This is a genomic window from Streptomyces microflavus, assembly GCF_014650075.1.
Taxonomy (GTDB): domain Bacteria; phylum Actinomycetota; class Actinomycetes; order Streptomycetales; family Streptomycetaceae; genus Streptomyces; species Streptomyces microflavus.
Window position 1 is genome coordinate 673,255 of sequence record NZ_BMUG01000001.1, and the last position, 20,212, is coordinate 693,466.

Consider the following 20,212-nt stretch of genomic DNA (forward strand, 5'->3'; position numbering starts at 1 on the left):
CAGGACTGTAGGAGCGCCCCATTGACGGAGTGTCAATTCGCGGTGAACGGCGGGCGGATGGTGGCGGTCCGGGCCGTCACTCCACCCGTACGGCATACACCGGCACCGAGACCTCCTCGTCGTCCAGGCACACCCCCGTGGCCAGGTCGAAGCGCTGCTTCAGCAGCGGCGAGGCCACGAACGGCCGCCCGTCCGCCGTGCCGAGGAGCCCGCGGGAGAGGACGTACGCCCCGGTGAACGGGTCCCGGTTGCCGATCGCGCGCACCGCACCCGACCGGTCCATGAACAGGGCGGCCTGCCCGCCGTCCGGCAGCAGCACCGCGGCACCGCGCCCCGGGCTCAGCAGGGCCCGGTCGCAGACCGTGACCCAGCCGTCGGCGTGGGCGATGCGGACGACGGCCACAGGGGCGCTCAGCGTGTCGGTGGTCATCAGGAGGAGGTCCCTTCGAGGGTGCGGACGGCGAGCACGGGACCCGCGAGCAGCTCCAGATCGGGTTTCATCTGGTCCCGCTCCGGGACGAACCTCACCGAGGGGTCCGGGGCGTCGGGGGCGTTGACGAAGGTCACGAACCGCCGCAGCCGCTCCGGGTCGTCGATCGTCTCGGCCCACTCGTCGCGGTAGCCGGTCACATGGTCGGCCATCAGCCGTTCCAACTCGTCGCAGAGCCCCAGCGAGTCATGGACGACGACATCCCGTACGTGCTCCAGACCGCCGTCGATCCGCTCCAGCCAGGCAGAGGTGCGCTCCAGACGGTCCGCCGTACGGATGTAGAACATCAGGAACCGGTCGATCAGCCGCACCAGTTCGGCGTCCGAGAGGTCCTGCGCCAGCAGATCGGCGTGGCGCGGGGTGGCCCCGCCGTTGCCCCCGACATAGAGGTTCCAGCCGCCGGCGGTGGCGATGATCCCGAAGTCCTTGCCCCGGGCCTCCGCGCACTCCCGGGCGCAGCCGGAGACCGCCGACTTCAGCTTGTGCGGGGAGCGCAGGCCCCGGTAGCGCAGCTCCAGGTCGATCGCCATCTTCACGGAGTCCTGTACGCCGTAGCGGCACCAGGTCTGCCCCACACAGGACTTGACCGTACGCAGCGACTTCCCGTACGCGTGCCCGGACTCGAAGCCCGCGTCCACCAGCCGGGTCCAGATCAGTGGCAGCTGGTCGACCCGGGCGCCGAAGAGGTCGATGCGCTGGCCGCCGGTGATCTTCGTGTAGAGGCCGAAGTCGCGGGCCACCTCACCGATCACGATGAGCTTCTCCGGGGTGATCTCACCGCCCGGGATGCGCGGCACCACCGAATAGGAGCCGTTGCGCTGGAGGTTGGCGAGGAAGTGGTCGTTGGTGTCCTGGAGCGCCGCCTGCTCCCCGTCCAGCACATAGCCGCTGGCGCCGACGGTCGGGGCGAGCGAGGCGATGACCGAGCCGACCGTCGGCTTGCAGACCTCGCAGCCCTCCCCGCCGCGCGCCTCCTCACGGCCGTGCGAGTCGAGCAGAGCGGTGAAGGAGGTGACCCTCAGGGTCCGGACGATCTCGTACAACTCCGCCCGGCTGTAGGGGAAGCAGCCGCAGAGGCCGGTGTCCTGGCTCTGCGGCAGCAGCTGCCCGATCACCTTGACGCAACTGCCGCAGCCCGTCCCCGCCCGGGTGCACTTCTTCACCTCGGGCAGGGTGGTGTGCTCGCAGATCGCGCCCTTGGTCACGTTGTGGCAGGAGCAGATGACGGCGTCGTCCGGGAGCGCGGACGGGCCGAGCGTGACCGGGCCGCCCGCGCCGGCCGGCAGCACCAGCTGCTCGGGGGAGACCGGCAGGACGCTGCCCGTCATCGGCCGCAGGGTGCCGTAGTCGTCGGCGTCCCCGACCAGCACCCCGCCCAGCAGGGTGCCGTCCGCCGTAACGACCAGCTTCTTGTAGACCCCGGAGCGGGAGTCGGCGTACACCACGTCGAGCGCGCCCTCCGCCGTCCCGTGCGCGTCACCGAACGAGGCCACGTCCACGCCGAGCAGCTTGAGCTTGGTCGACATGTCCGCCCCGGTGAACCCGGCCCGCCCGCCGCCGAGCACCTCGGCCACGGTCTCCGCCATCTCGTAGCCGGGCGCCACCAGCCCGTAGACCCGCCCGTCCGAGGCGAGCGCGCACTCACCGATCGCGAACACCGCCGGATCGGAGGTCCGGCACTCCGCGTCGACCACGATCCCCCCGCGCTCCCCGACCGCGAGCCCGCACTCCCGGGCCAGCTGATCGCGCGGGCGCACGCCCGCCGAGAAGACCACGAGATCGGTGGCGAGGGAGGACCCGTCGGAGAGCGCCATCCCGTTCACCGCCCCGTCCTCGCCCGCGGTGACCTCCTGCGTACCGACGCCGGTGTGGACGGTCAGCCCCATCCCCTCGATCGTCCGCAGCAGAGCCGCGCCCCCGCCCTCGTCCACCTGCACCGGCATCAGCCGGGGCGCGAACTCCACGACATGGGTGCGCAGTCCGAGTCCCTTGAGCGCCCCCGCCGCCTCCAGGCCGAGCAGCCCGCCCCCGACCACCGCGCCGGTCTCCGCCCCCTTCGCGTACTCCTCGATCGCCAGCAGGTCCTCGATGGTCCGGTACACGAAACAGCCCCGGGTGTCCTTCCCCGGCACCGGCGGCACGAACGGGTACGAGCCCGTCGCCAGCACCAGCGTGTCGTACGGGAACACCGCCCCGGACCGCGCGGTCACCGTCCGGGCCTCGCGGTCGACGCTCCCCGCCGGGTCGCCGACGTACAGCTCGAAGCCGTGCTTCTCCATGAACTCCGGCTCCACCAGCGAGAGTTCCTCGGGGGAGCGCCCGGCGAAGTACGAGGTGAGCTGCACCCGGTCGTAGGCGGGCCGGGGCTCCTCGCAGAGCACGACGACCCGGGCCCGCCCGGCGGCCGGGGTCAGCCCGCGCGCGGCCAGCGACTCCAGGAACCGCTGGCCGACCATGCCGTGCCCGACGAGGACGAAGGTGGGGGTGTTCGGGATGGTGGTTTCCGGCATCTCAGTGGCCTCCGTCGTCGATGAGCAGGTGGAGCAGGGACATGGCGGGCGGCAGCGGTTCGTCGTCCTGCCAGGTACGGGCGAGGCCGGAGACCGCGCCGAGGTCGCCCAGGAGCACCCCGCCGGCCAGCCGGCCCTCGCGGACGACGACCGTGCGGTACGCGCCCCGGGTGGCATCGGCCAGCCGGACCACGTCGTCGCCCGGCAGTGGACGGGCCTCGCCGAAAGCGGCCAGGTCGAGAGCGTGCAGGGGGTCCGGGGAGCGCAGGGTCAGCCGGGTCAGGGCCCGGGTGCCCTCGTAGCGGGCGGGCCGCCCGGCCAGGACCTCGGCCAGGACGTCGGCCTGCTCCAGCGCCGGGCCGGCCAGCCCGTAGAGCGTGGAGCGATGCTCGGCACAGTCGCCGAGGGCGTGGATGTACGGGTCCGAGGTGCGCAGCTCGTCGTCGACCACGATCCCCTTGCGGACGTCGAGCCCGGCGGCCAGGGCGAGACCGGTCCGGGGCCGCACCCCGCAGGCCAGGACGGTGAGGTCGGCGGCGAGCTCGTAGCCGTCGGCCAGCTCGACCGCCCGTACGGACTCCGTCGTGGTCGCGGTCGTGCAGCGCAGCCCGCGCACCCGGCACTCGGTGTGCACCTCCACGCCGAGCGCTTCGAGGTGGACGCGGAGCAGGGCGGCCGCCTCCGGGTCGAGCTGGCGCTCCATGAGGTGCTCGCCCTGCTGGGCCAGCACCACCTGTGCGCCGCACTCCGCGAGCGCCCGGGCCGCCGACACCCCGAGGAGCCCGCCGCCGATGACGACCGCGCGCACTCCGGGCCGTACGGCGGCGCGCAGAGCCAGGGCGTCGTCGAGCGTGCGGAAGGGGTGCACTCCGTCGGGCAGGGTGTCGCCGAGCCCGCGCAGCGGCGGCAGCACCGGGTTGGAGCCGGTGGCCAGGACCAGGCGCCCGTAGTGCAGGACGCTGCCGTCGTCGCAGTGGACCAGCCGGTCGGCCCGGTCGATCCGGACCGCCCGCACCCCGCGCCGCACCTCGGTGGCCGGCAGGGCGATGACGTCCGGGGCGTACCGCCCGGCCAGTACATCCGCCAGCAGTACCCGGTTGTAGGGCGCGTGCCGCTCCTCGCCGACGACGGTGACCCCGGGGACCCGGGCGGCGAGCCGGGCACCGGCCATACCGGCCCCGATCACCACGACGGGCAAGGCGCTCTCCGTCTTCTTCCTCATGAGGAAGACAGTGGGCGGCGGGTGTTACCCAGCCGCATCCCGCCGGTTTCCCGGGCGGAACCGTGCGCTCAGCACGGGCCGGCGGGCCTTGTGAGGACGACGGACACCGGGGGAACCACCGGCGGACCGGCCCCCTGCACGCGCCGCGGACCCCAAGAGATCCCCCCACGGACCGCCCCTTAGTGTCGAGTACATGCCCGACATCACCCTGACCACCCTGGTTCTCCTCTGTCTGGCCGCGGCCGCCGCCGGCTGGATCGACGCGGTGGTGGGCGGCGGCGGGCTGCTGCTCCTGCCCGCGCTGCTGCTCGGCCTGCCGAACGTTCCGGCGGCCCATGTTCTCGGTACCAACAAGGCCGTGGCGATCGTCGGCACCTCGGGCGCCGCGATCACCTATGTCCGCAGGGCCCCGGTACGGGTGGGGCTGGCGGTACGGGTGGGGCTGATGGCGCTGGCCGGATCGATGGCCGGGGCGTTCTTCGCCGCCGGGATCAGCAGCGAGGTGTTGCGCCCGGTGATCATGGTGGCGCTGCTCGGGGTGGCCGCCTTCGTCCTGCTGCGCCCGTCCTTCGGCACGGCGGCGGCGGGCGACACCGACGCCCGGCCGGTCACCCGGGCCCGGATCGTCACCGCGGTCGTGCTGGTCGGCGGCGGGATCGGCTTCTACGACGGCCTGTTCGGCCCGGGCACCGGCACGTTCCTGGTGCTGGCCCTGACCGCCGTGCTCCACCTGGACCTGGTGACCGCCTCGGCCACCGCCAAGATCGTCAACGTGTGCACGAACGCGGGGGCGCTGGCGATGTTCGCCTACCAGGGCACGGTCCTGTGGCAGCTGGCCGCCGTGATGGCCGTCTTCAACCTGGCGGGCGGGATGGCCGGGGCCCGGATGGCGCTGAGCCGGGGGAGCGGCTTCGTCCGGGCGGTGCTGCTGACCGTGGTGTTCTCGCTGGTGGCCAAGCTGGGCTACGACCAGTGGACGGCGTAGCCGGGGTTCCAGGGGCTCACCGCACGTCGGTGAGATGGGCGTAGGCCACCACATTGCCCTGGTAGCCGGTCTCCTTCGAGAACCCGCCGCCGCAGGTGATCAGCCGTAGCGAGGCGTGCGGGGAGTCGCCGTAGACGCGCTGGTCGGGGAAGTCCTTGTTGTCGTACACCTCGATGGCGTCGATCGAGAAGACCGCCGTGCGCCCGTCCTCGCGGACGACCTCGACCCGGGTGCCCTTGGTCAGGGCGCCGAGGGCGTAGAAGACGGAGGGCCCCTCGGCGTTGTCGACGTGCCCGGCGACGATCGCGGTGCCCCGGGCGCCGGGCGGGACCCCGTCGGCGTACCAGCCCGCGAGGTTGCGGTTCTCGTCCGGCGGCACGGCCAGGCTGCCGTCGGGGCCGAGGCCCAGCCGCATCATCGGCGCGTCCACCTCGATGCTCGGGATGCGGATGCGGACCGGGTCGGAGGGGCGCAGCGGTTCGGCGACCGGGGAGCCGGGCTGGAGCTGGGGCCCGGCGGCGAAGGCCTGGGCGCTGGAGGGCTGCGGCGGGATCAGCTGGTCGCCGGAGCCGTTCTGGATGAGCCAGATGCCGCACAGTACGGCGATGCCCACCAGCCAGCCCCTGGCTTTCTGCGCGCTCTGGGACACGTCGTCGTCCTCGTAGGCCTGGGTGAGTCTCGGATCGAAGGCGGGCCGGGCGCGCTCGGGGACGCGCCCGGCCCGGTCGGTGCGGGGGAGCGGCGGGGCTCCCCCTGGGGGCGTGGGCCGGGGCCGGCGGCCCTCGGCCTCACGGCCCCAGGCCGGCGTCCGGCCTCAGCTGCCCTCGGTGGACTCGGTCCGGCGGCGCAGCAGCCACAGGCCGCCGACCGCCGCCATGCCGATCACCCCGACGCCGAGGGCGACCTGGGTGGAGTTCGGCTCGACGCTGCCGCCGACCCCGGTCCGCACATGGCCGGACGGACGGTCGTGGTCCGGCTTCTCGTGCTTGCCGCCGCCGATCACCTTGAGGTCCCCGACGGCGTCCTTGCCGTCGTCGCAGGAGACGACGATCTCGTAGACCCCGGGCCGGGTGTCGTGCGGCACGGTGAACTGGCCGACGAGCACCTCCTTGTGCGTACCCTTGCGGACCTCGAAGTCCCCGGCGTCCAGGGAGTTCGCGTCACCGATGCCCGAGCCCTTGGGGCCGCAGGCGGTGGTGTTCACGGTGACCGTGGAGCCGGGGGGTGCGGTCGCGGGGGTGATCTCCAGTCGGCCGAAGTCGTCGCCTGCGTACGCGGACGGGGCGACGGTGAGACCGAGCGCTATGACGGTGACCGCGGCGGTGGCGGTACCGGTCACGAGGCGGGCAGGACTGCGCATGGGGATTCCTCCGGGCAGACGGCGCGAGCGGTTGTGTCCTGCCCCTGACCTAACGGGCAGTCGACACCGGGTGCCTTCTGACGCCAGGTCAGCTTTCACCCGTACGGACCGGCGCGGCACCCTTGCCGCCGGGGATCGCCGCAGGTCATGGCGGTGCGGCTGGGCCGTTCGGTCCGTGCTGCCGGGCCGGGTGCCGATCGGGTGAGCCCCGGAAGGTGAATGTGATGCACATCACACACATGGGCTTCCCGGTCGAGGGCACACGCAAGACATCCCCCCCACGGGACGGATCCCCGCCCCCCACGGCACCCGCCCCCACCGGGCCCACCCCCCCTGGGCCCGGTGGGGGCGGTGTCGGATCCGGGCGGGCAGGCTCCCCTCCCTCGGGCCTCAGGGGGTCGTCGCACTCCAGGAGATCAGCGGCGGCCGCACCCGCGCACACAACGGCTGCCCCTTGGCGTCGGTCAGCCCCAGCCGCCCGGTGAGGTGCCCGGAGCGCGCGGCGGCTTCGAGGACCTCCGGTTCGATGTCGCTGAACATCAGCTTGGCGCGCCGGAACATGCTGAACAGCCCGGTCTCGTCCACGGTGCCCCACGACAGATAGACGAACCGCCCGCCCAGCCGGTTCTGGATGTACGGCCCCGAGACCTCGACCCCGTCCGCCGTGCTCCTCGCCGTGCACTCCAGGGTCCAGGAGGCGGCCGGGGCGTCCCCGGGGTGCAGGCCGAGCAGCTCGCCGGGCCGGTCCTTGCGCTGGACGCCGACGTGGATGTTCTCGTACCCGGGAAAGTCGTAGTCCGGCCCGCAGGTGCGGCCGGGGAGCGCTGAGGCCTCGATATGGATCTGCATGCTCCCCATGGTCCGTCACGGCGGCGGACCGGCCGCGCCACCGTCGGTTTTCGGACAGAGCTGACTTCCGGCTACAGGGGATCCGCCGACGCGCTCCCGTACGCGGCCTCCAGCCGTTCCATCACTCCGACCATCTCCCCCTCCAGCTCCCCGTCACCGCTCGTGAACTCCACCGCGTCGATCCGCCGCACCGGCGCGATCCCCTGCGAGTTGCAGATGAACGCGCCCCGGTAGGCACCCAGCCCGTCCAGCGTCACCGCCCGCCGCACCGACGGCTCCCCGGCCGCCGCGAGGCCGCGCTCCAGCAGAGCCATGGTGATCCCGATGAGTGCGGGGGCGTCCGGCCACACCACCGAAGTGCCGTCCCAGAACCCGACGTTGGTGACGGCACCCTCGGTCACCACCCCGCCCGGCGCGGTCAGCAGCGCCTCGTCGAACCCGGCCCGCGCGGCGAGCATCCCGTAGTAGGTCTGCCCGAACTCGCCCGGCCGCTTGATGTGCGGCACCGCCCGGGCGTACGGCACCGACATCAGGCTCCGGGTCCCGGGCGCCATCGCGGCGGGCTCGCGCACGGTGACCATGACCCGCGTACGGCTCTCCCCCGGCGGCAGAAACCCGTGCACCCGCACGGAGGCGTCCCGCAGCCCGGCACCGTCCAGGGCGTGCCGGACCAGCTCCCGCACCCGGCCCCCGTCCAGGGGCAGTTGGAACAGCTCCCGGTTTGCCCCCTCCAGCCGGCCGAGGTGCAGCCCGAGCCCCCGCACCTTCCGGTCCCTGACCTGCATGGCGGTGAAGTGCCCGAACCCGAAGAGGGCGGGGACGCGCAGGTCGTCCTCGGTGGCGGGGTGTCCGTCCATCTCGACGTACGGCGGCGGTGGGGAGGTGGTGGTCGTCATGGGGCAACCGTAGATCGCGGCTTCCTCCGCCGGTGACTTGACCTCAACCAAGGTTGAGGCTCAATGCTCGACGCCATGGACACCGCAACCGCACCCACGACATCCCCCGCCCCCCTCAAGGTCGCCGTCATCCTCGGCAGCAACCGCGAAGGCCGCTTCGGCCCGGTCATCGCCGACTGGTTCCTGGAGCGCGCGGCCCGGTACGACGGCATCGAGACCGAGCTCATCGACGTCGTCACCGCCCGCCTCCCCGACGCGCTCTCCTTCAGCCCGCCGCCCGAGGAGGCGGCCCGCGTCGAGGCGGTCTCGGGGCGGCTGGCGGCTGCCGACGCGTTCGTCGTGCTCACCCCCGAGTACAACCACTCCTTCCCCGCCCCGCTCAAGAACCTCATCGACTGGCACCGCGCCGAGTGGCAGGCCAAACCCGTCGCCTTCGTCTCGTACGGCGGCAGGTCCGGCGGGCTGCGGGCCGTCGAGCAGCTCCGCCAGGTCTTCGCCGAGATGCACACCGTCTCCGTCCGCGACACCGTCTCCTTCCACAACGCGGGCGCCCTCTTCGACGACGAGGGGAACCACCGCGACCCGGCGGACGCCGACGGGGCGGCCAAGGCGCTCCTGGACCAGCTCACCTGGTGGGGCAATGCCCTGCGCGACGCCAGAAACCGGCATCCGTACAGCGCCTGACGCCCTCCGGGCCGACAATCGGTGCACGGGCGGAGAAGCCCACCGCACTCCGAGGAGATGGACGATGACAGCGCCGCCGGCATGGCTGACCGTACTGACCACGACCGACAGCGAGGAGAAGGCCCACGAACTGGCGCAGGGGGCGGTGGAGGGCAGGCTGGCGGCCTGCGCGCAGATTTCCGCGCCCGTCACTTCCGTCTACCGGTGGCAGAACGCCATCGAGTCCTCCCAGGAGTGGCAGGTGCTGTTCAAGACGGCGGCCGAGCGCTACGAGGAGCTGGAGGAGTACCTCCAGGGGGCGCACGACTACGACACACCCGAGATCATCGCGATCCCGGTGATCCGTGGCAGCGCCCGTTACCTCGGCTGGGTCACGGCGGAGACGGCCCCCGCAGCCGCTCTGTGACGGCGGCCATGAGCACCCTGGACCCCGCCTCCCCGCCCACCGGCGAGCTGCCGTTCTTCGTGTACGGGACGCTGCTCCCCGGCGAACCCAACCACGACCTGTTTCTCCGGGGCCGTACGTCGGGGGAGCGGGCGGCCGTCCTGCCCCGGGCCCTGCTGTACGACGGCCCCGGCTACCCGTACGCCATCGACGGCCACGGCCGCGTCCACGGCACCCTGCTCGCCGCCGCGCCCGGGGTGTACGAGGAGCTGCTCGGGCTCCTGGACCACCTGGAGGAGTACCTGGGGCCCGGCCACCCGCGCAATCTGTACGAGCGGGTCGTCCGCGAGATCGAGCTGCCGGGGGAGGAGCAAGCAGGAAAGGGGCAACCGGGGGAAGGCACTCCGGAGGAACGCGCGCCGGGGGAGGGCACTCCGGAGGAACGCGCGCCGGGGGAGGGAACCGTGCGCGCCTGGGTCTACCTCGCCGCGGCCGCCGTCACCCGCTCCCTCCGTACCGGCGGCAGCGTCATCGACGGCGGACGGTGGGTCACCCGACGGCCTCCAGGCGGACCGCGCACACCTTGAACTCCGGCATCCGCGACACCGGGTCGAGCGCCGGGTTGGTCAGCGTGTTGGCCCGGCCCTCACCCGGCCAGTGGAACGGCATGAACACCGTGTCCGCCCGGATCGCCCCGGTGATCCGGGCCGGAGCCACCGCCCGCCCGCGCCGGGACGTCACCGCGACGAGCTCGCCCTCGGCCACCCCGATCCGCTCCGCGAGGCGCGGGTGCAGCTCCACGAAGGGGCCGGGGGCCGCCGCGTTCAGCTCGGCGACCCGGCGGGTCTGGGCCCCCGACTGGTACTGCGCGACCACCCGCCCCGTCGTCAGCACCACCGGGTACTCCCGGTCCGTCTCCTCGGCCGCCGCGCGGTGCACCACCGGCACGAAGGAGGCCCGCCCGTCCTCCGTCGCGAACCGGTCCAGGAAGAGCCGGGGCGTCCCCGGATGGTCCTCGTCGGGGCAGGGCCAGAAGACGCCGTCCTCGGCCGCGATCCGCTCGTAGGTGATGCCCGCGTAGTCGGCCGCGCCGCCCGCCGAGGCCCGCCGCAGCTCCTCGAAGACCTCGGCCGGGTCGGCCGGGAACCCCTTGCCGTGGCCCAGCAGTCCGGCCAGGGCGTGCAGCACCTCCAGATCGCTGCGCACCCCCTCCGGCGGGTCCAGCGCCCGCCGCCGCAGCAGCACCCGGCCCTCCAGGCTGGTGGTGGTCCCGCTCTCCTCCGCCCACTGGGTCACCGGCAGCACCACATCCGCCAGCGCCGCCGTCTCGGAGAGGACGACATCCGCGACCACGAGGAAGTCCAGGGACGCCAGCCGCTGTTCCACGTGCGAGGCGTGCGGGGCGGAGACCACCGGGTTGGAGCCCATCACCAGCAGCGCCCGCACGTCCTGGCCGAGCGCGTCCAGCAGCTCGTACGCGCTCCGCCCCGGCCCCGGCAGGCTGTCCGGGTCGACGCCCCACACCCCGGCGACATGGCGGCGGGCGGCCGGATCGGTCAGCTTGCGGTAGCCGGGCAGCTGGTCGGCCTTCTGGCCGTGCTCCCGGCCGCCCTGCCCGTTGCCCTGCCCGGTCAGGCACCCGTACCCGGAGAACGGCCTCCCCGCCCGCCCGGTGGCCAGGCAGAAGTTGATCCACGCGCCCACCGTGTCGGTGCCCTTGGCCTGCTGCTCGGGCCCCCGCGCGGTCAGCACCATCCCGCTCTCCGCCCCGCAGAACAGCTCCACCGCCTCCCGCAGCCGCGTCACCGGCACCCCGCAGATCCGCTCCACCAGCTCCGGCCAGTGCGCCATCGCCCCGGCCCGCGCCTCCTCCCACCCCCGGGTCCTGGTCCGCACGAACTCCTCGTCCACCCGGCCCTCCGCCACCACCAGGTGCAACAGCCCCAGTGCGAGGGCCAGATCGGTGCCGGGGCGCGGCGCCAGATGCAGATCCGCCTGCTCGGCGGTACGGGTGCGACGCGGGTCGATGACGATCAGCCGGCCCCCGTTCTCCCGCAGCTCCGTCAGATACCGCAGCGCGGGCGGCATCGTCTCGGCGAGGTTCGACCCGACGAGGATCACGCACCCCGAGCGCGGGATGTCCTCCAGCGGGAACGGCAGCCCCCGGTCGAGCCCGAACGCCCGCTGGTGGGCGGCCGCCGCCGACGACATGCAGAACCGCCCGTTGTAGTCGATCTGCGAGGTCCCGAGCACCACCCGGGCGAACTTCCCGAGCGCGTACGCCTTCTCGTTGGTCAGCCCGCCCCCGCCGAACACGCCCACCGCGTCCGCGCCGTGCGCCGCCCGCACCCCGCCGAGCCCCTCGGCGATCCGCCCCAGCGCCTCGTCCCAGCCCGCCTCCTCCAGCTCACCGCCGGGCCGCCTCCGTACCAGCGGGGAGGCCGGCCGCACCCCCCGGCGCAGCACGGCGGGCGCGGTCCGCCCCTTGCCGCACAACGCGCCCCGGTTGACGGGGAACCCGGTGCGCTCCACCACCTCGGCCACCTCCGGGCCCGGTACCGGGCGCAGGGTCATCCCGCACTGGAGGGCGCAGTACGGGCAGTGGGTGGGGGTCTCGGCACCGGTCATGGGGCCCAGCCTGCGAGAGGGGTATTACGGGGACGGGGGAACCCGGTTACGCCCCCGGAACGCGCACCTCAGCCCGCCGCCCGGAGCGCTGTGAGGTCCCACGTCACGTCACGGCGCCGCCGAGGCCAGCGCCTCCGCCACGCCCGCCTCCTGGGGCCCCAGGAAGCGCGGGTCGGGCCTCAGCAGGGCGTCGAGGGCTGCCTTCCCCGACGCGGCCAGCTCCCGGGTCCCGCCGTAATACCAGGTCGCGTCCCGTGGCTCGTCGACCCCGACCCCGTACGCGTCGATCCCGGCGGAGCGGCACAGCGTGGTCGCCCGGTGGATGTGGAAGCCCTGGCTCACCAGCACCGCCCGGTCGACCCCGAATATCTTCTTGGCGCGCACGCAGGAGTCCCAGCTGTCGAACCCGGCGTAGTCGCTGACGATCCGGTCGTCCGGCACCCCGCGCTCGGTGAGGTACGTGCGCATCGCGTCCGGCTCGTCGTACTCCACCCGGCTGTTGTCCCCGGTGACCAGGACGACCTTCACCTTCCCGGCCCGGTACAGCTCGGCCGCCGCGTCCAGGCGGTGGGCGAGATACGGGGTCGGCCGGCCCTTCCACAGCCCGGCGCCGAACACCATGGCGACCTCGCGGGCCGGGGCGTCCGCCGTCGTCCCCACCTGCGATCCGGTGCCCACCCGCATCCAGGTCGCGGGCAGCAGCGCCAGCACGCAGAGGGCCATCACGCCCTGCACCGCGAGCCGTCGGCCCCGACGCGAGCGCGGCAGCCGGAGCACGGAGAGCCGGGGCAGGCGCAGCCACGGTCTCTGCCTCTTCGCGCCGGCCTCCGACGCCTCCGACGACTCCCGCGTCTCCCGAGCCCTTCGCAGGCCTCGCAGCCCTCGCATCCCTCGCACGGGAGCCCCCCTCGTCGTCCGTACCGTTGTTCGGTCCCATCCCACCTGACGAGCGAAACGCCCGAAAGGTTCGCCGATCGGCAGAAACGGGTGCAGGCCCCCGCCCCGCACACCGGCCACCACCCCACCGTGAGACTGCGGAAAACCCCCGTGACCCTCGCGCAACGGCCCGGCAACCTCCACCCGGCACCATCGGTCCATGACGGAGCCGTCCACGCAGCAGCCTCGCCAGTCACCGCCCCCGCCCGCCGGGAGCGGAGGCACCGTGCCCCTCGACAGCACCGCGCAGCTCCTCACCCGCATCACCGCCCAGCTCGGCACCCAGCTCAGCCTCGTCTCCCGGAACGGAACCCGCAGGCCCATGCACCGCACCCGGCCCTCCGAAGCGCTCCGGCCCTCCGACACGCTCAGGCCCTCCGCCGCCCCCAGGCCGCCCGCCGCGCCCCGGTCACCCGACGCGCCCACCCTGCTCGTCGTCGCCCACGGCAGCCGCGACCCGCAGGCCCTGCGCACCGTCCTGGCGCTCCTGGACCGGGTCCGCGACCTGCGCCCCGGCCTCGACGTCCGCCTCGGCCACATCGAGCTGAACCGGCCGCTCCTCCCGGACACCCTGGACGGCCTGCGCGGGGCCGACGCCGTCCTCGTACCGCTGCTCCTGGGGCGCGGCCACCACGTCAAGCACGACCTGCCCGCCGCGGCGGCCGCCGCCCCCGCCGTACGGACCCGGGTCGCCGCCCCCCTCGGGCCGCACCCGCTGCTGGTGGAGGCCCTGTACGGGCGGCTCGTGGAGGCGGGCTGGGACCCCGCCGACCAGGGGAGCCGCAGCGCCGCCGTGGTCCTCGCCGCCGCCGGGTCCCGCGACCCCGACTCCGCCCAGGACACCCGGCGTACGGCCCGGATGCTCGCCGAGCGGCTCGGGGCGCCCGTGGTCCCCGCGTACGCCTCCGCCGCCACCCCCACCGTCCCCGCGGCGCTGCGCGCGCTGGCCGCCCGGGGCCGCCACCGTACGTTCGTCGCCTCGTACTTCACCGCGCCCGGCCGCTTCGCGAGCGCCGCCGCCGGGGCCGCGCCCCGCACCGCCGCCCTTCCGCTCGGCGCCCACCCCGCCATGGCCCGCCTGCTCCTGCACCGCTACGACCAGGCACTGTCCGCCACCGCGCCCTCCGAGATGGTGAGCTTGCTCGCTTCCGCCTGACTCCCCGGCCCGCTCACGACACGTTGTCCGTCCCGGTCGCTACTGTCGGAACCATGGACGGCACACAGGGCGTACACGGGGCAGATCAGACACACGGCACACCAGGCACACACAGTGAGCGGGACACCGGGAGCAGCTACGGGCCCGCCGACACCGAGCGCTTCGACACCGAGCAGGACAAGCGCCCCGGCCGTACCGCCTTCCAGCGCGACCGGGCCCGGGTGCTGCACTCCGCGGCCCTGCGCCGGCTCGCCGGGAAGACCCAGGTGGTCACCCCCGGGACCCGCTCCCTCGTCTGGGACGCCAGCCCCCGCACCCGGCTCACCCACTCCCTGGAGTGCGCGCAGGTCGGCCGCGAGCTGGGCGCGGTCCTCGGCTGCGACCCGGACCTGGTGGAGACGGCCTGCCTCTCCCACGACATGGGCCACCCCCCGTTCGGCCACAACGGCGAGCAGGCGCTCAACGACTTCGCCTCCGACTGCGGCGGCTTCGAGGGCAACGCCCAGTCGCTGCGGCTGCTGACCCGCCTGGAGCCGAAGCGGTTCGTCCGCGACCCGCGCACCGGCGAGCTGGTCAGCGTTGGCCTCAACCTGACCCGGGCCGCCCTGGACGCCGCGACCAAGTACCCCTGGCCGCGCGGCGCGCACCCCACCGACCCGCATTCGGTGAAGTTCGGGGTGTACGCGGACGACCTCCCGGTCTTCGAGTGGGCCCGAAAGGGGGCGCCCGAGGACCGCACCTGCTTCGAGGCCCAGGTGATGGACTGGTCCGACGACGTGGCGTACTCGGTGCACGACTTCGAGGACGGGCTGCACGCCGGCCACATCGACCCCAACTGCCTCTACGCCGAGCCGGAGCGCCAGGAGATCTGGGCCGTCGCCATCGGCCGGTACGTCCCCGCCGACACCGACCCGCAGGAGCTGGGGGAGGCCCTGGACCGGCTGATCGACCAGGACTGGTGGCCGCACGGCTACGACGGCTCCGCCGTGGCCCAGGCCCGCCTGAAGGACGCCACCAGCCAGCTCATCGGCCGGTTCTGCACCGAGGCCGAGACCGCCACCCGTGAGGTCTACGGCCCCGGCCGCCTCACCCGGTACGGGGCGGAGCTCGTCGTTCCGCGCACGGTCCGCAACGAGTGCGCGGTGCTCAAGGCGGTCGCCGACCGTTACGTGATGCAGCGCGCCGAGCAGGAGACCCTCCGCGCCGACCAGCGCATCGTCATCGCCGAGCTGGCCGCCGCCCTCACCGCCCGCGCCCCCGAGGGCCTGGAGCCGCACTTCCGCGCCCTGTTCGACCAGGCGCCCGACGACCACACCCGTAAGCGCGTCCTGGTCGACCAGATCGCGGCCCTCACCGACGCCTCCGCACGATCCCTGCACGCCGCACTCACCGCCCGCCGCGGCTGAGGGGCAGACTGGAACCTGACCACTGGGTGTGACCTGTCCGGGGCACACCCTCTTTCGCCATCACGCTGCGTGCGGGACGCTCGCAGCCGGGGGCGCCGCGCAGCACAGCACTGAGGAGGCATCAAGTGGTCGACGCACATCGGACATTCGTCATCGTCGGAGCGGGACTCGCAGGGGCGAAGGCGGCCGAAACGCTCCGCGCGGAAGGGTTCACCGGCCGGGTGATCCTCATCGGGGACGAGCGCGACCACCCCTATGAGCGGCCGCCGCTCTCCAAGGGCTACCTCGGCGGCAAGGAGGAACGCGACAGCGTCTTCGTCCACGAAGCCGCCTGGTACGCGGGCGCCGACATCGAACTGCACCTGGGCCAGCCCGTCACGGTGCTCGACCGGTACGCGAAGACCGTGCAGCTCGGTGACAACACCCTCATCCACTACGACAAGCTGCTGCTCGCCACCGGCTCCGAACCGCGCCGCCTCGACGTACCCGGCACCGACCTGGTGGGCGTCCACCACCTGCGCCGGCTCGCCCACGCCGACCGGCTGCGCAACGTCCTGGCCGCCCTCGGCCGCGACAACGGCCACCTGGTGATCGCCGGAGGCGGCTGGATCGGCCTGGAGGTCGCCGCCGCCGCCCGGGGATACGGGGCCGAGGTCACCGTCGTCGAGTCGGAGGCCACCCCGCTGCACCAGGTCGTCGGCCCCGAACTGGGCCAGATCTTCACCGAACTGCACAGCTCCCACGGCGTCCGCTTCCACTTCGGCGCCCGCCTCACCGAGATCGTCGGCCAGGACGGCATGGTGCTGGCCGCCCGCACCGACGACGGCGAGGAGCACCCCGCCCACGACGTCCTCGCCGCGATCGGCGCCGCCCCGCGCTCCGCCCTCGCCGAGGCCGCGGGACTGGAGATGGCCGAGCGGGCGCACGGCGGCGGCATCGCCGTGGACGCCTCGCTGCGCACCTCCGACCCGCACATCTACGCCGCCGGGGATGTCGCCGCCGTCGCCCACCCGCTGCTCGGCGTCCGGCTGCGCGTGGAGCACTGGGCCAACGCCCTCAACAGCGGTCCCGCCGCCGCCCGCGCGATGCTCGGCCAGGACGTGACGTACGACCGGGTGCCGTACTTCTTCTCCGACCAGTACGACCTGGGCCTCGAATACTCCGGCTGGGCGCCGCCCGGCACCTACGACGAGGTGATCATCCGGGGTGACGCGGGGAAGCGGGAGTTCATCGCGTTCTGGCTCAAGGACCGCCGCGTCCTGGCCGGGATGAACGTCAACGTGTGGGACGTGACGGAGACGATCCAGGAGCTGATCCGGGCAGGTCAGCAGCATGACCCGGAGGCACTGGCCGATCCGTCGGTGCCGCTGGACTCCCTGCTCTGACGGCCTCCCGGAGGGCGGGGGCGCCGGCCCCCGCCCCCGGGCCCTGCCCCTTCGGCCCCCGCAGGAGTACGAGGAGGAGCAGGGCGGCCATCACGGCGACCCCCGCCCACATGGCCTGCTGCCAGCCGTCCACGAACGACCGCTGGGCGGCGTCCAGGAGCGCCTGGCGGTGCGGGCCCGCACCGCCCGCCGCCTCGACCGCGTTGGCGACGCCCTCACGCGCGGTGTCCGCCGCGTCCCGGGGGATGCCGCTCAGCCGGTCGTCCACGGCGCTCCGGTAGCCCGCCGACAGCAGCGCACCGAGCAGGGCCACCCCGAGCGCGGTGCCGAACTCGCGGGTGACGTCGTTGAGGGCGGACGCCACGCCCTGGCGCTCGCGCGGCAGGGACGCGGTGATGGCCTCGGTGGAGGGCGTCATCGCCAGACCCATGCCGAGGCCCATGGCGAGCATGCCGGGCAGGATGGACAGGTAGCCGCCGCCGACCGAGACGAACAGGGCCATCAGGGCGAGTCCGGCGCCGCCCAGCGCGATCCCCGTCGCCATCGTCGTACGGGCCCCGACCCGCGCCGCCAGCCGCGGGGCGAGCCCCGACGTCAGCATCATCAGGACCGCCATCGGCATCAGCGCGAGGGTGGACAGCAGCCCGGACCAGCCCAGCACCGCCTGGAGGAACGGGAAGAGGACCACGGCGATCCCCGCCTGGACGCCGAAGACCACCAGCAGCGTGACCGAACCGCTCGCCAGTCGCCGCTCCCGGAAGAGCCGCACATCCAGCAGGGCGGCCTCCCGGCGGGACAGCTCCCGGGCCACGAAGGCGGCGGCGGCGAGGACGCCGACGGTGAGGGCGGCGAGGGTGACGGGGGCGCTCCAGCCCTTCTCCGGGCCCTCCTGGAGGGCGAAGATGAGGCCGGTCACCGCGACGACCGAGGTCAGCGCGCCGACGGTGTCGAAGGAGTGCCCGGCGTGCTCCCGGGAGTCGGGGACCGAGCGCAGCGTCAGGGCGAGCGCCACCCCGACCAGCGCGACCGGCAGGACGAACAGCCACCGCCAGCTCGCCACGTCCACGAGCAGCGCGGAGAGGAACATCCCGATGACGCCGCCGCCCCCGGCGACCCCGGTCCAGACGCCGATCGCCTTTCCGCGCTCCGCCTCGGGGAAGGTGGAGGTGATCACGGCCAGGGTGATCGGCATGATCATCGCCGCCCCGACGCCACTGAGGACGCGGGCGGCGAGCATGATCCCGGCCGTCGGCGCCAGCCCCGCGAGCACGCTCGCGACGCCGAAGACGATCAGGCCCGCGATCAGCATCGGCTTCCGGCCGATCCGGTCGCCGATCGCGCCCAGCGGCAGCAGGAGTGCGGCCAGGGCGAGGGTGTAGATGTTGATGATCCACAGGACCGTGGACTGGGAGGCGCCGAACTCGACGGCCAGGTCGGTCTGGGCCACGTTCAGCCCGGACACCGAAGCGATGACCGCCATCAACGCGACCGAGACGGCGACCAGGATCATACGGAGCTGACGCGGCCCCGGCGTGCCGGTGCCGTCGGGGCTCCCTGGCCCGGGTTCCGCGAACGCTCCCTCTGCGGGCTGTCGGTCTCTCATGGGTCCCTCTCACCTGATGCGTGGCCCCGGCTGTCCCGGGCCTGAGCTCACGACGCTAAGCACGCTTTGCATCAGGGGCATACGATGTTGCGCATGGAGCAAAACAATGACGAGCTGGACGGCCTCGTACGCAAACGCATCCGCGCCCTGCGGGTGGCACAGGGCTGGTCCCTGGAGGAGCTGGCCGGCCGGGCCAACCTCAGCCAGTCCTCGCTCAGCCGCATCGAGAACGGGCAGCGGCGGCTCGCCCTCGACCAGCTCGTCACGCTCGCCCGGGCCCTGGACACCACCCTCGACCAGCTGGTGGAGACCGCATCCGACGACGTCATCATCAGCCCGATGATCGACGGCGCCCACGGGCTGATGCGCTGGCCCGTGAAGGGCGACCCCGGCATGACCGTCGTACGGCAGCGGATGACCGAGCCGCCCCCGGACAACCCCGCCCGGATGCGCGCGCACCCCGGCCGGGAGTGGCTGGTCGTCCTCTCCGGCACCGCCGTCCTCATGCTGGGCCACCGCCGCTTCCGGGTGGAGACCAACCAGGCCGCCGAGTTCCCCACGATGCTGCCGCACGCGATCGGCGCCGAGGGCGGCCCGTGCGAGATCCTGGGGATCTTCGACCGCGACGCCCGCCGAGGCCACCTGCGCGACACCCGGCGCACCGGGGACGACTGCGCACCGGACCTCCCGCACACGACGTGACAGCCGGCGGGGTACGCGCTCCGCTTGCGCGCCCGGCATCACCGGCGGCGACCTTCTTGCCCGTACCGGGAGAACTCGTGCCACACAGGCATGACTGCCCTAGCGTGGGGTCCATGACGCACGCACACACCCCCACCCACAGCCACAGCCACGGCTGGCACGGCGAGGCGGACATCCTCGACCTGGACGCCCAGGTCCTCGCCGGGCACATCACCGCCCTCACCGGATGGCTGCCCGTCCAGGCACCGCCCCGCCGGATCGTCGACCTGGGCTGCGGAACGGGAACGGGTACCTTCGCCCTCCTCGACCGCTTCCCCGAGGCGCACATCACCGCCGTCGACACCTCGGCCGCGCACCTCCAGCGCCTCCGCGAGAAGGCGTGCGCCCGTGGTGCGGAGGGGCGCGTACGGACCGTGCAGGCCGACCTCGACGCCGCCGACTGGCCCGACCTCGGCGCCCCCGACCTGGTGTGGGCGTCGGCCTCGATGCACCACATGGCCGACCCGGACCGGGCGCTGAAGGCCGTCCACGACCTGCTCGCCCCCGGCGGACTGTTCGCCGTGGTGGAGCTGTCCGGCTTCCCCCGCTTCCTCCCCGCGGGCGCCCCCGAGGACCGGCCCGGCCTGGAGGAGCGCTGCCACGGGGCGAGCGACCGCTTCCACGCCGAACACGTGCCCCACCGCGGCGCCGACTGGGGCCCGAAGCTGACCGGGGCCGGATTCACGGTCGAGGACGAGCGGGTCATCACGGTGAACATCGACAACACCGACGGCTCCCGCAGCGAGGCGGTCGGCGCCTACGCCCTCGGCAGCCTGCAGCGCCTGCGCCACAGCGTGGCCGAGGCGCTCACGCCCGAGGACCTCGCCGCGCTCGACCGGCTCCTCGACCCCGAAGGGCCCGGCTCCGTACTGCGCCGCGACGACCTCGTCGTACGCACCGAACGCTCCGTCTGGGCCGCCCGCCGCACCGGCTGACCCCGGCGGACCACGGCCCCAGCCCCGGCCGGCCCCCGCAC

The 20,212-nt window shown here is 73.7% G+C and carries 19 protein-coding genes; 9 read left to right on the top strand and 10 right to left on the bottom strand.

Going from position 1 to position 20,212, the window contains the following annotated elements:
• Positions 1-76: 76 nt before the first annotated feature.
• The 3 genes from nirD to IE264_RS02920 are packed head-to-tail and all read right to left on the bottom strand — an operon-like array spanning position 77 to position 4,222.
• Positions 77-430: a nitrite reductase small subunit NirD gene (nirD, locus tag IE264_RS02910; protein ID WP_015608358.1), complete on the bottom strand. Its 354-nt coding sequence runs from the start codon at positions 428-430 to the stop codon at positions 77-79.
• Positions 430-3,000 (bottom strand): nitrite reductase large subunit NirB, encoded by a 2,571-nt coding sequence (nirB, locus tag IE264_RS02915; RefSeq protein WP_032753172.1) that lies wholly within the window; start codon positions 2,998-3,000, stop codon positions 430-432. The genes nirD and nirB overlap by 1 nt, the downstream gene beginning before the upstream one ends.
• A 1-nt stretch (position 3,001) precedes the next feature.
• The gene (locus IE264_RS02920) at positions 3,002-4,222 is read right to left on the bottom strand and encodes an NAD(P)/FAD-dependent oxidoreductase (protein WP_032753171.1); all 1,221 of its coding nucleotides are present in this window, start codon (positions 4,220-4,222) and stop codon (positions 3,002-3,004) included.
• Between the two features lie 193 nt (positions 4,223-4,415).
• Here IE264_RS02920 and IE264_RS02925 point away from each other — a divergent pair, with 193 nt between their 5' ends.
• Complete coding sequence (locus tag IE264_RS02925; RefSeq protein WP_031126034.1) at positions 4,416-5,207, top strand: TSUP family transporter; 792 nt, start codon at positions 4,416-4,418, stop codon at positions 5,205-5,207.
• Between the two features lie 16 nt (positions 5,208-5,223).
• Here IE264_RS02925 and IE264_RS02930 read toward each other — a convergent pair whose 3' ends face one another.
• The 4 genes from IE264_RS02930 to IE264_RS02945 form a co-directional block, all read right to left on the bottom strand.
• Positions 5,224-5,856: a class F sortase gene (locus tag IE264_RS02930; protein ID WP_015608354.1), complete on the bottom strand. Its 633-nt coding sequence runs from the start codon at positions 5,854-5,856 to the stop codon at positions 5,224-5,226.
• Between the two features lie 165 nt (positions 5,857-6,021).
• Positions 6,022-6,567: a GVDTG sorting domain-containing protein gene (locus IE264_RS02935; protein ID WP_015608353.1), complete on the bottom strand. Its 546-nt coding sequence runs from the start codon at positions 6,565-6,567 to the stop codon at positions 6,022-6,024.
• Positions 6,568-6,957: 390 nt separating this feature from the next.
• On the bottom strand, positions 6,958-7,416 hold the full coding sequence (locus tag IE264_RS02940) for a DUF5990 family protein (protein ID WP_032753170.1): 459 nt from the start codon (positions 7,414-7,416) through the stop codon (positions 6,958-6,960).
• Positions 7,417-7,487: 71 nt separating this feature from the next.
• Positions 7,488-8,312 carry an aminotransferase class IV gene (locus IE264_RS02945; RefSeq protein ID WP_032753169.1) on the bottom strand — a complete coding sequence of 275 codons (825 nt, stop codon included), beginning with the start codon at positions 8,310-8,312 and terminating at the stop codon, positions 7,488-7,490.
• Positions 8,313-8,387: 75 nt separating this feature from the next.
• Here IE264_RS02945 and IE264_RS02950 point away from each other — a divergent pair, with 75 nt between their 5' ends.
• The 3 genes from IE264_RS02950 to IE264_RS02960 all read left to right on the top strand — a co-directional run bounded on the left by IE264_RS02950 (position 8,388) and on the right by IE264_RS02960 (position 9,968).
• On the top strand, positions 8,388-8,996 hold the full coding sequence (locus tag IE264_RS02950; RefSeq protein WP_032753394.1) for an NADPH-dependent FMN reductase: 609 nt from the start codon (positions 8,388-8,390) through the stop codon (positions 8,994-8,996).
• A 64-nt stretch (positions 8,997-9,060) separates the two neighbouring features.
• On the top strand, positions 9,061-9,402 hold the full coding sequence (gene cutA, locus IE264_RS02955) for a divalent-cation tolerance protein CutA (RefSeq protein WP_015608349.1): 342 nt from the start codon (positions 9,061-9,063) through the stop codon (positions 9,400-9,402).
• Positions 9,403-9,410: 8 nt separating this feature from the next.
• Positions 9,411-9,968 (top strand): gamma-glutamylcyclotransferase family protein, encoded by a 558-nt coding sequence (locus tag IE264_RS02960; protein WP_106973053.1) that lies wholly within the window; start codon positions 9,411-9,413, stop codon positions 9,966-9,968.
• Here IE264_RS02960 and IE264_RS02965 read toward each other — a convergent pair.
• Together IE264_RS02965 and IE264_RS02970 are read right to left on the bottom strand one after the other, a co-directional pair.
• On the bottom strand, positions 9,931-12,009 hold the full coding sequence (locus tag IE264_RS02965; protein WP_032753167.1) for a molybdopterin oxidoreductase family protein: 2,079 nt from the start codon (positions 12,007-12,009) through the stop codon (positions 9,931-9,933). The genes IE264_RS02960 and IE264_RS02965 overlap by 38 nt on opposite strands.
• A gap of 108 nt (positions 12,010-12,117) precedes the next feature.
• A complete protein-coding gene (locus IE264_RS02970) occupies positions 12,118-12,897 on the bottom strand; it encodes a SanA/YdcF family protein (RefSeq protein WP_229887363.1) in 780 nt (259 codons plus the stop codon).
• 208 nt (positions 12,898-13,105) lie between these two features.
• On the opposite strand from IE264_RS02970, the gene IE264_RS02975 reads away from it, so the two are divergent.
• The 3 genes from IE264_RS02975 (at position 13,106) to IE264_RS02985 (ending at position 16,892) form a co-directional block, all read left to right on the top strand.
• On the top strand, positions 13,106-14,101 hold the full coding sequence (locus tag IE264_RS02975) for a sirohydrochlorin chelatase (protein WP_032753165.1): 996 nt from the start codon (positions 13,106-13,108) through the stop codon (positions 14,099-14,101).
• A gap of 53 nt (positions 14,102-14,154) precedes the next feature.
• Positions 14,155-15,507 carry a deoxyguanosinetriphosphate triphosphohydrolase gene (locus IE264_RS02980; protein WP_032753164.1) on the top strand — a complete coding sequence of 451 codons (1,353 nt, stop codon included), beginning with the start codon at positions 14,155-14,157 and terminating at the stop codon, positions 15,505-15,507.
• Between the two features lie 125 nt (positions 15,508-15,632).
• Positions 15,633-16,892, top strand: coding sequence for an NAD(P)/FAD-dependent oxidoreductase (locus IE264_RS02985; RefSeq protein ID WP_032753163.1), 1,260 nt, complete (start codon positions 15,633-15,635; stop codon positions 16,890-16,892).
• Here the strand turns inward: IE264_RS02985 and IE264_RS02990 are convergent.
• Positions 16,783-18,495 carry an MFS transporter gene (locus IE264_RS02990; protein WP_078657313.1) on the bottom strand — a complete coding sequence of 571 codons (1,713 nt, stop codon included), beginning with the start codon at positions 18,493-18,495 and terminating at the stop codon, positions 16,783-16,785. The genes IE264_RS02985 and IE264_RS02990 overlap by 110 nt on opposite strands.
• A gap of 93 nt (positions 18,496-18,588) precedes the next feature.
• Here IE264_RS02990 and IE264_RS02995 point away from each other — a divergent pair, with 93 nt between their 5' ends.
• Positions 18,589-19,197 carry a helix-turn-helix domain-containing protein gene (locus IE264_RS02995; protein WP_032753389.1) on the top strand — a complete coding sequence of 203 codons (609 nt, stop codon included), beginning with the start codon at positions 18,589-18,591 and terminating at the stop codon, positions 19,195-19,197.
• Positions 19,198-19,310: 113 nt separating this feature from the next.
• Positions 19,311-20,171, top strand: a complete 861-nt coding sequence (locus IE264_RS03000) for a class I SAM-dependent methyltransferase (protein WP_032753162.1) — start codon at positions 19,311-19,313, stop codon at positions 20,169-20,171.
• Positions 20,172-20,212: the final 41 nt, after the last annotated feature.

What these genes read in the sequence shown, in the direction of transcription:
- nirD (WP_015608358.1), bottom strand. Translation starts at nt 430, where the DNA reads ATGACCACCGACACGCTGAGCGCCCCTGTGGCCGTCGTCCGCATCGCC.
- nirB (WP_032753172.1), bottom strand. Translation starts at nt 3,000, where the DNA reads ATGCCGGAAACCACCATCCCGAACACCCCCACCTTCGTCCTCGTCGGG.
- IE264_RS02920 (WP_032753171.1), bottom strand. Translation starts at nt 4,222, where the DNA reads ATGAGGAAGAAGACGGAGAGCGCCTTGCCCGTCGTGGTGATCGGGGCC.
- IE264_RS02925 (WP_031126034.1), top strand. Translation starts at nt 4,416, where the DNA reads ATGCCCGACATCACCCTGACCACCCTGGTTCTCCTCTGTCTGGCCGCG.
- IE264_RS02935 (WP_015608353.1), bottom strand. Translation starts at nt 6,567, where the DNA reads ATGCGCAGTCCTGCCCGCCTCGTGACCGGTACCGCCACCGCCGCGGTC.
- IE264_RS02940 (WP_032753170.1), bottom strand. Translation starts at nt 7,416, where the DNA reads ATGCAGATCCATATCGAGGCCTCAGCGCTCCCCGGCCGCACCTGCGGG.
- IE264_RS02945 (WP_032753169.1), bottom strand. Translation starts at nt 8,312, where the DNA reads ATGACGACCACCACCTCCCCACCGCCGCCGTACGTCGAGATGGACGGA.
- IE264_RS02950 (WP_032753394.1), top strand. Translation starts at nt 8,388, where the DNA reads ATGGACACCGCAACCGCACCCACGACATCCCCCGCCCCCCTCAAGGTC.
- cutA (WP_015608349.1), top strand. Translation starts at nt 9,061, where the DNA reads ATGACAGCGCCGCCGGCATGGCTGACCGTACTGACCACGACCGACAGC.
- IE264_RS02960 (WP_106973053.1), top strand. Translation starts at nt 9,411, where the DNA reads ATGAGCACCCTGGACCCCGCCTCCCCGCCCACCGGCGAGCTGCCGTTC.
- IE264_RS02965 (WP_032753167.1), bottom strand. Translation starts at nt 12,009, where the DNA reads ATGACCGGTGCCGAGACCCCCACCCACTGCCCGTACTGCGCCCTCCAG.
- IE264_RS02970 (WP_229887363.1), bottom strand. Translation starts at nt 12,897, where the DNA reads ATGCGAGGGCTGCGAGGCCTGCGAAGGGCTCGGGAGACGCGGGAGTCG.
- IE264_RS02975 (WP_032753165.1), top strand. Translation starts at nt 13,106, where the DNA reads ATGACGGAGCCGTCCACGCAGCAGCCTCGCCAGTCACCGCCCCCGCCC.
- IE264_RS02980 (WP_032753164.1), top strand. Translation starts at nt 14,155, where the DNA reads ATGGACGGCACACAGGGCGTACACGGGGCAGATCAGACACACGGCACA.
- IE264_RS02990 (WP_078657313.1), bottom strand. Translation starts at nt 18,495, where the DNA reads ATGAGAGACCGACAGCCCGCAGAGGGAGCGTTCGCGGAACCCGGGCCA.
- IE264_RS02995 (WP_032753389.1), top strand. Translation starts at nt 18,589, where the DNA reads ATGGAGCAAAACAATGACGAGCTGGACGGCCTCGTACGCAAACGCATC.
- IE264_RS03000 (WP_032753162.1), top strand. Translation starts at nt 19,311, where the DNA reads ATGACGCACGCACACACCCCCACCCACAGCCACAGCCACGGCTGGCAC.